8 protein-coding genes are annotated in these 13,600 nt (G+C 36.8%); 5 read left to right on the top strand and 3 right to left on the bottom strand.

Features of this window, described 5'->3' with window-relative positions; all coding sequences use genetic code 11:
• Nucleotides 1-1,541 (bottom strand): phosphoenolpyruvate synthase (gene ppsA, locus BCG07_RS17040; RefSeq protein WP_286891235.1); only part of this gene is annotated, 1,541 nt, incomplete at its 3' end.
• Between the two features lie 154 nt (nucleotides 1,542-1,695).
• On the opposite strand from ppsA, the gene ppsR reads away from it, so the two are divergent.
• On the top strand, nucleotides 1,696-2,505 hold the full coding sequence (gene ppsR / locus BCG07_RS17035; protein WP_006793240.1) for a posphoenolpyruvate synthetase regulatory kinase/phosphorylase PpsR: 810 nt from the start codon (nucleotides 1,696-1,698) through the stop codon (nucleotides 2,503-2,505).
• A 65-nt stretch (nucleotides 2,506-2,570) separates the two neighbouring features.
• Here the strand turns inward: ppsR and BCG07_RS17030 are convergent, their stop codons facing one another.
• Nucleotides 2,571-3,920: a class II 3-deoxy-7-phosphoheptulonate synthase gene (locus tag BCG07_RS17030; protein ID WP_006793241.1), complete on the bottom strand. Its 1,350-nt coding sequence runs from the start codon at nucleotides 3,918-3,920 to the stop codon at nucleotides 2,571-2,573.
• Between the two features lie 629 nt (nucleotides 3,921-4,549).
• Between BCG07_RS17030 and BCG07_RS17025 the strand changes: the two genes are divergently transcribed.
• Complete coding sequence (locus BCG07_RS17025; protein ID WP_286891232.1) at nucleotides 4,550-5,425, top strand: DNA replication terminus site-binding protein; 876 nt, start codon at nucleotides 4,550-4,552, stop codon at nucleotides 5,423-5,425.
• Between the two features lie 63 nt (nucleotides 5,426-5,488).
• On the opposite strand, the gene BCG07_RS17020 is transcribed toward BCG07_RS17025, so the two are convergent.
• Nucleotides 5,489-6,703: a hypothetical protein gene (locus BCG07_RS17020; protein ID WP_006793243.1), complete on the bottom strand. Its 1,215-nt coding sequence runs from the start codon at nucleotides 6,701-6,703 to the stop codon at nucleotides 5,489-5,491.
• 775 nt (nucleotides 6,704-7,478) lie between these two features.
• On the opposite strand from BCG07_RS17020, the gene BCG07_RS17015 reads away from it, so the two are divergent.
• The 3 genes from BCG07_RS17015 (at nucleotide 7,479) to BCG07_RS17005 (ending at nucleotide 13,265) form a co-directional block, all read left to right on the top strand.
• On the top strand, nucleotides 7,479-8,717 hold the full coding sequence (locus BCG07_RS17015; RefSeq protein ID WP_286891231.1) for an AAA family ATPase: 1,239 nt from the start codon (nucleotides 7,479-7,481) through the stop codon (nucleotides 8,715-8,717).
• 15 nt (nucleotides 8,718-8,732) lie between these two features.
• Nucleotides 8,733-9,695 carry a transcriptional regulator gene (locus BCG07_RS17010; protein ID WP_203987634.1) on the top strand — a complete coding sequence of 321 codons (963 nt, stop codon included), beginning with the start codon at nucleotides 8,733-8,735 and terminating at the stop codon, nucleotides 9,693-9,695.
• Between the two features lie 423 nt (nucleotides 9,696-10,118).
• Entirely contained in the window at nucleotides 10,119-13,265 is a 3,147-nt protein-coding gene (locus BCG07_RS17005) for a DEAD/DEAH box helicase (RefSeq protein ID WP_286891228.1), read from the top strand.
• Nucleotides 13,266-13,600: the final 335 nt, after the last annotated feature.

Below are 13,600 nucleotides of genomic sequence, written 5' to 3'. Positions count from 1 at the left end.
ATGATGAATTCAACACGTGCAAGGCCAACACCTGAGTGTGGCAAACGTGCAAAGTCGAATGCGCGGTCCGGGTTACCCACGTTCATCATCACTTTCATTGGTAGGTTTGGCATTTCGTCAACACGTGAAGTAAGCACTTCAAAATCTAAAATACCTTCGTAAATGAAACCAGTATCGCCTTCGGCACATGATACAGTGACTTCTTGACCAGCTTTGATTAAGTCGGTTGCATTGCCACATCCTACAACTGCAGGGATACCCAGTTCACGAGCAATGATTGCTGCGTGACATGTGCGGCCACCACGATTTGTAACAATCGCTGCTGCACGCTTCATGATAGGTTCCCAGTCTGGGTCGGTCATGTCGGTGACTAAAATGTCACCAACTTGCACTTGATCCATTTCATCAATCGAGTCAAGAACACGTACAACACCGCTACCAATTTTATGACCAATTGCACGACCTTCTACAACAACGTTACTTGAACCGTTTAACTGAAAACGCTCCATTACATTTGTATCTTCGTTTGAACGCACAGTTTCTGGACGAGCTTGTACTATATATAGTTTGCCGTCGTTGCCGTCTTTTGCCCATTCGATGTCCATAGGACGACCGTAATGTTTTTCAATGATTACAGCTTGCTTGGCAAGGTCTTGTACTTCTTCATCTGTAATCGAAAATTTGTTAGAAAGTTCAGGGTTTACGTCAACTATTTCTACTTGTTTACCATGGGCTTTGTCGTTTGAATAAATCATTTGAATGGCTTTAGAGCCAATATTACGACGCACTACTGATGGCTTATCTTTAAGTAATGTTGGTTTATGTACATAAAATTCGTCTGGGTTAACAGCACCCTGTACAACCATTTCACCTAAACCGTAGCTTGAGGTTACAAATACAACATCTTCAAAGCCAGATTCAGTGTCGATACTGAACATAACGCCAGATGCTGATTTATCAGAGCGTACCATACGCTGTATGCCTGCTGATAATGCAACACCACGATGATCGTAACCTTGGTGAACACGATAAGAAATTGCGCGGTCGTTAAACAAAGATGCAAATACATGCTTTATAGCAACCATAACCGAATCGATACCAACAACATTTAAAAATGTTTCTTGTTGGCCTGCAAAAGATGCGTCTGGCATATCCTCAGCGGTTGCTGATGAACGTACAGCAAATGACACATCAGCTGATGTATCACCATGAAGTTGGCTGTATGCATCGCGAATGGCTTGGTCTAAATTTGGTTGGAATGGTGTATCGATTATCCATTGGCGGATATCGGCACCTACTTTGGCGAGTGTATTTACATCATCAACATCGAGTGTATCTAAGATGTCATGAATTTTGGCATTGAGTCCTGATTGGTCTAAAAACTCATTAAAAGCATCGGCGGTTGTTGCGAAACCACCCGGTACTTGTACACCAGCGTTAGCTAGGTTAGAGATCATTTCACCAAGAGAGGCATTTTTGCCGCCAACTCGAGGAACATCTTGCATACCAAGCTCTTGATACCAGAGAACGTATTCTTGCACGGGTCTTTCTCCAAAAAACAAATTGTAGTTGAAACTGTGAGAGTTAAGAAAGAAAACCTTTTATAAAGGCCACCTTCATTCTACACTGGCAACAGTCCTCGCGTAAACCGTGAGTAACCCATTTTAGGGATTAAAAGTAACAAAAAGGTTAATTATGAGAACTGCATTTTATATATCTGATGGAACAGCAATTACATCAGAAGTGTTTGGGCATGCAACGTTATCTTTGTTTCCAATCGATTTTAATCACAAAACTATTCCTTTCGTAGAAACAGAAGAAAAAGCACACGAAATTAAAGCGTTAATAAATGCAACAGCTGCAAAAACGGGTGAAAAGCCCTTTGTGTTTTTTACATTTGTTAATCACAGTTTAAGCGAAATCATAAAGTCAGCGGATGCTATCCCATATGATTTTTTGACCACGTATAGCGAAAAAATTGAAAAAGAATTACAGGTGGCACCTGTACCAAAAATGCATCGTACACACTCTATACATGAAAAAAGTTATGACTTTAGAATAGACGCGGTGAATTATGCTTTAATGAATGACGACGGCGGCAATATCAAAAACTTTTCCGAGGCTGATATTATTTTAATAGGTGTGAGCCGAAGTGGTAAAACCCCAACGAGCTTATATTTAGCGTTGCAATATGGCATTAAAGCAGCAAACTACCCTATTACCGAAGAAGATTTAGAAAGCGAAGGCTTGCCTAAATGTTTAGTACCTTATAAACATAAATTGTTTGGTTTAACTATTGACCCAGAGAGACTTGCTGCAATTAGGCATCGACGCATGGCCAACTCTAAATATGCATCTATAAGGCAGTGTCGTATTGAAGTACGTGAGGTTGAAATGCTTTACAAGCGTCATAAAATTGCCTACTTCAATTCAACCCATCATTCGGTTGAAGAAATTTCTGCAAAAATATTGATGGATACGGATTTAGAGCGTCGTAAGTACTAACTTATTTAAATATTTACGCCACAAAAAAGCCGCTGTTAAGCGGCTTTTTTTATATGTGAGAGTCTTTATTTACGTGCGTCTTTTAATAAATCAGCAACTAAAAACCCTAGCTCTAATACTTGGTCTGCATTAAGACGTGGGTCACACTGTGTTTTGTAACGTTGTGCTAAATCGTCGTCTGATAGACCATACGCTCCGCCGGTACACTCTGTAACGTGCTGACCTGTCATTTCTAGATGAACGCCACCTGCATACGAACCTTCTGCTTTGTGAACAGAGAAAAACTGGCTGATTTCGCGCATTATATTGTCGAAATTACGCGTTTTGTATCCAGAGGTCGCTTTTTCAGTATTGCCATGCATTGGGTCTGAACTCCAAATTACCTTACGCCCTTCTTGTTGTACTTTACGTACGAGTGCTGGTAGTTTCTCTGGCAGTACATCTGCCCCCATGCGTGTAATTAAGGTTAATCGTCCTGGAATATTGTCAGGATTTAATGCATCAATTAGGCGGATTAATTCATCTGGGTCCATACCAGGACCTACTTTTACACCAATTGGGTTTTTAATTCCTTTAAAAAACTCAATGTGTGCGTGGTCTAATTGACGTGTACGTTCACCGATCCAAACAAAATGCGCTGAACAGTCATACCAGTCGCCTGATAAGTGATCGCGTCGTGTTAGTGCTTCTTCATAGCCCAATAACAATGCTTCGTGAGATGTGTAGAGATCTGTCTCTTTAAGGCTTGGTGCTATAGTAGAATTAATACCACATACTTCCATAAACTCTAATGCGTCTTGAATTTTATCAGCAAGCTGTTGGTACTTTTGCTTTTGAGGATTGGCGGCTACAAACCCCATGTTCCAGCGATTGACCTGGTGTAAATCTGCAAGGCCACCTTGTGCAAATGCACGTAGTAAGTTTAATGTAGCTGCACTATGGTGGTAAGCAGTCATTAAACGTTGCGGATCGGGTATGCGGGCTTCAGCTGTGAAGTCTATGTTGTTAATTATGTCGCCACGGTATGATGGAAGTGAAACACCGTCAATAGTTTCTAAATCAGCAGAACGTGGTTTTGCATACTGTCCAGCCATACGGGCAATTTTTACAACTGGGCATTTACCGCCGTAGGTTAAAACTACAGCCATTTGTAAAATTGTTTTAAATGTGTCGCGAATGTTTGCTGCATTAAAATCACTAAACGATTCTGCACAGTCGCCACCTTGAAGTAAAAATGCACGGCCTTCACACACATCTTCAAGTTGCTTAAATAAACTACGAGTTTCTTCTGCAAAAACTAATGGGGGTGCAGTTTTTAATTGGCCTTCAACAGATTTTAACACGTCTTGATCTGGGTATTGTGGCTGCTGCAGTATTGGCAGCTCTCTCCAGCTATTTGGGTTCCACGATTGCATATTCTTTCCTCATTCCTACTTTACCTGATGTACTGAAATTAACGTATGCACGTACCTCTGTTCAAGTACTAAATTCACTATTTACTAATTATTTTGTTATGGGCTAGTTATAAACACCAATTAACAACTTTCCATATGTGTATATTTCATAAATTAGCTTAATCAAACTAATATTAAAACCATTTATTATCAGTTAATTACACCTATAAATGTTAATTTCAAAGAGTTCGAGAACACTAAGCTTAATACCAGATATTATATACAGAATAAGAAGGAACACATCATACTTAATTTGCGTCAATTGTATTCTAAACTTTACAGTTAAATTTAAAAATTATAATCATGAGGATTGTATTTACACTTATATATGCTAAAGAGCAGAACCAAGTTTAAGCGGCCCACCTATAACATTAATAATATCTAATATAAATAATATCTAATATAAATAATATCTAATATAAATAATATCTAATATAAATAAGAGCTTATATGCTAAACAGCAAAGAACACATCATACTAAAATGTTAATTAATGTTTATCTCGGCAACAATAAATTTATAAAGATCTAGCGATCAAAGCAAAAGGTTAGTATCATTTCTGATTAAAGTAAGATGTGTTCTTGGTGTGTGATGGTCTCTAAAATAAAAATAAGAAGTCAGTTTGATTTAATGAGTGAGCTTACCTCATTGTTAATTGATGAACTCAAACAATGTGAATACTCAAAAGCTGAATACTATAAATTGCCTGAGGTTCTTACTAGTGAAGAAAATAATGTCCCGCAAAGTATACCCGTTTCAAAACTAACGGGAGATAATGCCCAACGAGCCATTCTTAATTCATTTAATGATATGTATACAAAGTCAGGGTTAAGTAGCCGAGTACTTAGAAGGCACCCTGGTTTGTTAGTTATAAAAAATGCTAATAAACAGGCACTCAATGATAGGATTAATCAGGTTAATAAAGCTAAAGCAGCATTTAAGGAATGTATTCTAAGTATTGATAACAACGACGCTCGTTTTGAAGCTGTTCATAATGCAGTACCAAATTTAATTACTTTAGCTGCATACAGAAAAATACACAGTGAGAGTGAATCACCTTTTTCTGTTAGATTTACATGGATGCACAAACATGCAACTAAAACCCTCACTAAAAAGATGGCTCTTGAAATGTTGAGTAAATCTGCAGGTTATACAAATCCAAGAATGATCGATCAGCAAAAGTGGCAATCTCTAGTCGCTCAAGAACAAATGAGGATTGCTAGCTTAGGTGAAAAGGAAAAACTAAGAATAAGACGCCCTACTCGAGTTAGTCCTCAAGTAAATATCAGATACACTGCACAAAATCGTTACCACGTTAGTGCTGCATTACCATTTATATTAATAAACCCAGAGCCCGATGTTAAAATAGGAACCTTACCAGATTACGAAAAGCCAGATAGTCATCCTCGAAAACGAGATTATGATTTTCTGGTTGATAGGCTTTACCTTGAACAAGTAACAAATTAATTATGTTAAAAAGGCCACATTTAGTGGCCTTTTAGTATTTGTATAACAAAGATAAATAAAAAACTATTTTTCGACTATTTCTTCTATTTTATCTTCATCTATTAAAACGGCATTTTCAACTATGCGTTTACCGCCTTGAATTTCAATACGTTTGTTATGCTTATTCAATGTAAGTATTTCATCACAAAACTGATCTGACGGATGCATTTCATAGGTGTAATCTATAATATTACCGGTCTTATCGTCTTTAACATTGGTAATGCTGTATTCTGAAATGGCACCCTTTTCTATAAGGTCTTTCATGGTAGTTGTCATATCACGACGTAATGCTTTTAATTTGTTTTCTGTTATGTTGTCGGTTGAGTATATCGAACCATATTTTTCCATAATAGAAAGTAATCTAAAATGATATGTTTTACCTGGTGCCGCGTAGCGCCATAAGTGATACAAACGCAGCATCATCCAACGTGATAAACCACGCTTTAGTTCTTGTGCACTGTTAAAATAATAACCTTTATATTCTAAGTTATCGATCATGTTATGAACGAAAGCATTTAAACAGGCAACACATTTAACATTACCGCCCTGACCTTTTTTCCCACTAAAATGCAAAGACGATAAAAAATTCATATTTGACTCGTAGAATGAATCATCTATATCTGAATTTTTAGTATCTGTTGCAGAGTATTTAAATGAAAGTTTTGAACCCTGAAGTGCTTCAAGTGATTCTTTAATTGCAGGATATGGCATGGACTGACCAACGGCTTTAAGTTCTTGTGCTAATTCGTTCATCGAAAAAACAACGGCATATTGAATACCGGACTTAAAATTTATTTTTACTATTTTACCTTTTGAGGCTAAACGGATAAGAGCTCGTTCTACTTTTTCTTCTCTATCTGATGGCCATACTAGGTATTCAATATCTTCACCGTCTTTGCGCGTACTAACAACGGCGGGGGTTATTTTTATCTCGCCATCGTATAAAATACCATCTACTTTTTCTGATATTTTACGTGTAATGATTGTTTTTTTAGGCGCTTCTTCTAATGGAAGTTTTTTATGACCCGATCGAACAAAACGTCCCCATAAATCGTAATGATTAAATGTATTTGAATAGGCACGTAAACCATGAGCTGCATTCTCGATAGAAATGCGAACATCTTTGTTATCTGTAAATAGTGCTAAACTTTCATTATCAATTGCACTTTCCACCCCGTGAATTTGGCCTCTTAGTGTATCAGGCAAGTTATCTACCGAGATGTTGACCTTTCGGCTCATTGTTCTTATTTCCATTTATTATTGCGACAGCTAATAACAACACATAAAACAAAAAAAGTTAAATGTTTAAGTTAGTATAAAAGTGATCTGGCTCTAATTAATCTACTCAGATCAGTTTTATACTAAGTACTAGCATTTTTCTTTAATTTAAGATCATTATTATACTAACACGTGCATTTCAAATCTCATTTTTACTAACTCAGTTATAAATTTGTCCACTGCTATGCTAAATTTAGACTGCAAAGCACGACAAATTTGCTCTTTTTCATACTAGCCTGTGGATAAGGACTTAGTTAGTTAGCATAGATCTGATCTGTACTTACTACAGATCAGATCTATACCAATTGATTACTGCTTTTTCTACATTGAACGGTGCATAACATTCTAATTTACTTAGTAAAAGCATGATCTTAATCGCCCTATTTGTTTATAACCTTAAGGGTAAGCTGTGTATAACTATAAAATTTATTTAGCAGTTAATAAAATGCTGATCTGTTAGTTATTAAAGATCTGATCTTAACCACGTACAATGCTGATCTAACTTTTTATAGTTTATTTATATTTATCATATAGTTAAACTACACTTTTAACCTCTTAACCTTTATTACCTTATATATTTAACCACCTTTAAACTTCTTTATTTATACTAAGCAATATTAAAGGTGTAAATTTATATTATGATGTCTTCTTTTTAAAACACATGTCGTCATAAATAGTTGTTTACAGGTATTTGAATGGACATTATACTAATTGCTTAACTTTGAGGAAGGAAAGTATGTCAATTAACAATAATGCGCTTGATACCTATCGACTTTTAAAAGCAACTGCCGAAGTTGCTGAAAAGTCATTAGAAGGACGTATTCAACATTATCGCGCTCATCTTAAATCAGAAGAAAAAGAATTAAGAACATACACCCAAAAAGCAGCCGCTGATTTATTAGGATGTAACAATCGTACACTAAAACGTCGTCATGATAATGGCGACTTTGACGATTTGAATATCAAACGGGGCGCTAACGGCCATTATGCTTACACATTGGTTAATATATTTGCAATGGCAGATATTATGGACATAAAGCCAGATCACCGTTCTGATAGTGATAAACTACAAGTTATTGTTATTAATTCACTCAAAGGGGGCTGTGGCAAAACAACCAGTATGGTTAATATTGCAGCGGCACTTGCCACCACTAATATTAAGCGATACCGGATTGGGATTATAGATTTAGACCCTCAAGGTTCTTCATCTAGTTTTTTCCCATCGAGTGAACACGATCCCATTACTGTTGGGGATCTAATGCGCGATTGTATCGACTTAGACGACGGTGAAACCTGGCCAAAATTTGTTTCAAGTTCATTTTTACCAACACATATTCCTAATATTCGTGTTTTACCTTCAGGTATGGATGACTTTTACTTTGAACACGAAACCGCCACTTTACTCAAAGACACATCAAATTATGAAGAAACACGTCATTATCATAAATTATTCGAAAAGGTAATTGATCCGGTAAAAGACGAGTTCGACATATTACTAATCGACACTGCCCCTACCCTTAACTTTATGTTTTATAATGCATTAATGGCATCTACAGCTATGTTAATTCCTGTTCATCCAGAAGCTGTTGATTTTGATGCTAATAATAAATATTTAAAACGCTTAGGTGAGATTTATCATACTGTTGCCGCACTTGGCCATGAAGGTTGGGACTTTATGCAGTTTTTAGTTACTAATTACGTAAAAGGTAACCATTCACAACGTGACATTGTTAAAGATGTACGTAGTGCTTTTGGTCGCCAAGTAATGAGTTACCCAATTAACCACAGCTCAGCGATCACGGCGAGCTCATCATCGTTTAATACCATTTTTGATCAAAAAGCATCAGACAGTTTAGCAAGTCGCGAGTCTCTTATGCGAGCACAAGAAAATATTAAAGATGTTGTTGACGAACTTGAAATGCTGATCCGATCTAACTGGCAATCTACTCAATCAAAATTAAATACACCTAAGTAAGGATGTTAAATAATAATGGCTAAAAAACGTAAAAACGACACCCGCTTAGACCCATTTGCAACAGCTGTAGGAAATAGCAGCCTTGATGCGCTTTTAGAACAAGCTAATGCTGGCGATGTAATTAAAATGCCAGCACCGAGTGATTCTTCGCGACAAATTACCCTTGTTTGTAAAGTAATCTCACATGCTGATATTGAAAAAACGACTCATGTTTATGGCAAAAACCGTCGTGTTCAGTCGCTTTTAAATGAAAAATCGGTGTCGGATATTCTTCCTGCTATTCGTGAAGACGGACGAAATCAGCATCCTGCTCTGCTTTGGGAGCAAGGAGATACAAGTTTAGTACTCGCTGGTTCTCGCCGCAGAATGGCGTGTATTTTAGGTAATGCAGATTATCTTGTTTTAAGTTCAAGCGATTTCACAGAGCAAGATGCTAAAATTTTAGCTGTTTCGTCTGACCAATATATAGCACCCAGCTTGTGGGAATTAGGTCAAGCTTATCAACAAACCAAAAACGAACTTCTTGAACAAGGTAAAAAAGGATCGTATCGCGAAATTGCAGCCATTGAAGGTGTATCCCACACAGCAATTGCAGATGCAATAAAAGCGTATGAGCAAATACCGTCTTCTGTTATTGCTTTGTACCCAACAGCAAATCACGTTGGTAGAGAAGTCGCTAAAAAGCTTGTTATTGCCAAGGAGCGCGATGCTGAGAGCTTTAACCTGTTAGTAGCTAATGTTGCTAGTAACGCTGAGGTAAACGCCATCACAAGTGACGACAAGCGTGCTATGGCTATCACTAAGTTATTGACTGCTGAACCTCAAGCCCCTTCAAAGAAAGAAGCTGTGTTGGAAAACGAGTATGTAATGTTGCAACGAAACTTAAAAAGTGGCGATGTGTCGATTAAAATTAATAATAAAGTAATGACCGACAAACGTTTAGAGCAGTTGACCAAGTTATTAAGTGCATTTAATTAGTTAGTAAAATAACGATCTGCTAGGTCCTATCAGTTAGTTAAACTATGATCTAGCAGTCTGTCTAGTTAGTAAAAATTTGATCTATATTAGTGTTGTTATAGCTGTTTTACTTAAATAGCCTTAATGAGATCATTTTTTTACTAACTACTACCCATTTCCTGGTCCTTCTTCTGTAGTTATCTTATCTCTTAGTAAAATTATGATCTGTAAAGCCCCTACGCTGTGTGTAAGGTGTTTATATTTTGTTTGTTATTTGTGAGTTACTGTTCGTTTTTTATTACGCTGCTGTTTAACACCTTAAACCAAATTTTTACTAACCTATCAACTCCAACCAGTTTACATTACAGTGAATAGTGCTTTAGCTCAGCGCTTATAAGGCATATACTGGGAAAATTATTTTAAAAAATTAATCCTTTGAGTGACATGTCTGCTAACTTATCAAAAAATGATTTACTGGCTATTTTTGAAGAAATTAAAAATGAGCAGGCTACCCAGTTTCCTCTTTCTGAGCGTTTTATAAATAAACTGTTTAAGCCAAATGTGTTGGCGAAGGGTAAAGCGTATTATAAAAATGGTAAAATCGCCTGGTTAGAACATAACAGTGACTTTTCGGTGATAGACTCAACCGTTCAAAGTGATACCGGCGCCTCTTATAATCAGCGAATCGAGATCAGTAAATTACCAACGGGTTATTCTGTTGATACCCACTGTACCTGTAATATCAAATCAAAATGCCTACACCTAGCAGCCATTTTGTTAAAGCTTAAAATTGAGCACTCCGGTGAGTATGGCGAAGACTATTTTATAAATGATTGGTTCAGTGAATTAAGTACACTTAAAAGTACCGAATCAACAACACCGTCTCAAGTACTACTTTTTGTATTAAGTGTTGAAAATAAAAAAGTATTTATATCTCCTAAAATAGCTAATTTCGATAAAGATCAAAATTATACCTTAGGGCGCAATCTAACAGACCAGCAATTAAATAGCTTTATAACGCCAAATGATTTACTTGAAAGCGACTTTAGACTTTATAGTTGGATTCGTTCACAAAATGCAGTTGGTAGTCTCGAGTTAAAAGGTCAATGGGGGTTTAGCGCGTTACAGCAGTTGATTGCAACCGAGCGCTTATTTTTGCATCGCTCTCGAACTGCAATAAAGCCTCAAAGTGGCCAGGCGCTTAGTTTTAATTGGCAACAAGAAAAAGAGCTTACAAAATTAGTTGTTAATTTAGAACAAAGTAAAAATTGGGCGGTACTCAAAACTACACCTCCTACATACCTTGACCTTGACCATTTAAAAGTTGGCCGTATACGTACACCGTTAAGTGGCGATGAAATAGCCCACTTACAAACCATGCCTGCAATACACAGCCCTAATTTTGACCGTATTTATAAACAGCTTGCAGATAACTTTGGTGCGGGGGTTATTCCCCATCCTACCAATACGCAATCTGTTTTACCGCATACAGTGAGTAATGCAGTAATTAAAGTGTCTATGGAAGAGGCTGGATTAAGTCTGTCTTTATCATTTAAGTATAAAAATAAACACTACCCCGCAGGTACAGCGCCAAATAATTTAATTAACAGCGCGCTTGAAAACACAGTAACCAATGAGCTTGTTAATTTAGGTTTTGAGTTTTGTAAAGGGGGTTTACAAAGCGAGTTTACTTTTAATAAGCAATCAGCAATTCATTTGCACTGGTTAACTTACGAGGTATTTCCTAGTTTTAAAGAGCATGGTTGGAAAGTAACTATTGGTAAGATGGATATCGCTAATCCGCAAAGTGAAGTTACATTGATTGCTAATAGAGCTGCAGGGCATCAAATGCACTGTAAAGTGCTTATTAACAGCAGTAAGCTTGCACAATTGTTTAGTAACGAAGATTCACTTTATCAATCGTTAAATCGACAAAGTCAGTTATTTCATTACTACCCTGTTGGCCGCCAATTTGGTGTTATTAATAAGTCAGCCATGAACGTTTTGTCTGATTTTAAGCAACGTTTTGAGTTTGTAAAAACACGTGACGAATTCAATATACCGCTTTCGTACTTGCCAGAACTTGTAAAACACACTGCAATTAATGTTGAGCTGCACGACGATTCACTCGAGCTCTATCTTGAGGAGCTTAACAATACACATAAAACAATGCCGAGCGTATCGTTGCATGGTTTAAATGAGTCTGTCGAACTTAGAGAGTATCAACAGCAAGGTGTTGATTGGCTTAGTTTTTTAAAACGCCACAAACTTGGTGGCATTTTAGCTGACGATATGGGGTTGGGTAAAACACTGCAGGTCATTGCGTTTTTAACGAGTACGTACAATCGTCCGCAGGCAGGTCCTACACTAATCGTGTGTCCAACCAGTTTAGTGAGTAACTGGCAAAACGAAATACTTAAATTTACCAAAGGATTAAAGGTAACTACTATATTTGGGTCTAATCGTAACGAGCCACTGCAACATCTAGCGCAAGCACAGTGTATATTGACTACTTACCCTTTGTTAAAACGTGATATAGCTTATTACTCACCGCTTTTTTTTGAAAATATAGTGCTAGACGAAGCGCAATATATTAAAAATGACACGGCGCAAGTATCTCGATTGGTAAAACGTCTTAATGCTGATTTTAAATTGTGCTTAAGCGGCACCCCAATCGAAAACAACTTGCTTGAACTCAAGTCTTTACTCGACTTTGCTATGCCCTCTCTTTTAGGCTCTCAGGCTCATTTTAAACAACATTTTCAAACGCCTATTGAGCGTGAGGCCGACATGCAGCGTGCAGAGCAATTAAAAGCACTCATAATGCCGTTCATACTGCGCCGAACAAAAGCACAAGTGGCGCAAGAACTGCCGCAAAAAACAGAAATAACTAAAGAGTTTGAGTTTGAGCCCAAACAAAAAGAAATGTATCAAGGGATAACACGTGCCCTTGAAGAAAAGCTCATTGATTTATTTGCTGAGCAAGGCGTTCAAAAAAGTAAACTTGCCTTTTTAGAGGCTTTACTGAAGCTAAGACAAATTTGTTGTCATCCAAAGCTCATTGAACCCGATACACAAGCCGGGTCTGCAAAATTAGAATGGTTATCTACTCACCTCCCTTTAATGCTAAGTTTGGGGCGTAAAGTAATTATATTTAGCCAATTTACATCAGCGTTAGATTTAATTGCTAAGCAATTAAGTGAGTTGGATATTAACTTTAGTTTATTAACAGGCCAAACTCGCCATCGCGATAAAGTTATAGATGAGTTTACCAGTGGCAAAACGTCTGTTTTTTTAATTAGCTTAAAAGCAGGCGGTACTGGGCTTAATTTAACGCAAGCCGATACGGTTATTCATTTCGATCCATGGTGGAACCCCGCAGTAGAAAAACAAGCTACCGATCGTGCCTATCGTATTGGGCAAACAAACCCTGTTTTTGTTTATAAGTTGATTATGAGTCATTCAATTGAACAAAAAGTATTTAAAATGCAAGAAGATAAACAAGCACTTGTTGATGCATTATTTACAGACAAATCAATGAGTTTTACACAGTTCGATGAGCAACAAATGCTGTCACTTATAAAAAATTAATTTATTTTAAAATTAGTGCGATCTTTTTTGAACTTATTTAACTGCAGGGCGTCTACTATTATGCTTGTTGATTAATTGCAGTTAACACAAGTTTTCATGTTGATTCCCTATTTAGTTACTAATTTTTAGTAATGATTAAGCCAGTTCATTTTGAACTGGCTTTTTTTATGCCTGCTTTTAGTGTTTAGTTGCTTATTAGTCGGGGCTAAAGTTATTTAAATTAATTTGATCTTTTTTTGAACTTATTTGAACGCAGGGCGTCTACTATTATGCTTGTTGATTAATTGCAGTTAACACAAGTTTTCATGTTGATTCCCTATTTAGTTACTAATTTT

It is taken from the genome of Pseudoalteromonas sp. ESRF-bin5 (genome assembly GCF_002632075.1).
GTDB classification, from domain to species: Bacteria; Pseudomonadota; Gammaproteobacteria; order Enterobacterales; family Alteromonadaceae; genus Pseudoalteromonas; species Pseudoalteromonas marina.
The sequence above is the reverse complement of the archived record's forward strand: the minus strand, read 5'-3'. Positions and strand labels throughout refer to the sequence as shown.

Excerpts from the sequence above, each read along its gene's own strand:
- BCG07_RS17005 (WP_286891228.1), top strand. The coding sequence starts at position 10,119 with ATGTCTGCTAACTTATCAAAAAATGATTTACTGGCTATTTTTGAAGAA.
- ppsR (WP_006793240.1), top strand. The coding sequence starts at position 1,696 with ATGAGAACTGCATTTTATATATCTGATGGAACAGCAATTACATCAGAA.
- BCG07_RS17025 (WP_286891232.1), top strand. The coding sequence starts at position 4,550 with ATGGTCTCTAAAATAAAAATAAGAAGTCAGTTTGATTTAATGAGTGAG.
- BCG07_RS17015 (WP_286891231.1), top strand. The coding sequence starts at position 7,479 with ATGTCAATTAACAATAATGCGCTTGATACCTATCGACTTTTAAAAGCA.
- BCG07_RS17030 (WP_006793241.1), bottom strand. The coding sequence starts at position 3,920 with ATGCAATCGTGGAACCCAAATAGCTGGAGAGAGCTGCCAATACTGCAG.
- BCG07_RS17020 (WP_006793243.1), bottom strand. The coding sequence starts at position 6,703 with ATGAGCCGAAAGGTCAACATCTCGGTAGATAACTTGCCTGATACACTA.
- BCG07_RS17010 (WP_203987634.1), top strand. The coding sequence starts at position 8,733 with ATGGCTAAAAAACGTAAAAACGACACCCGCTTAGACCCATTTGCAACA.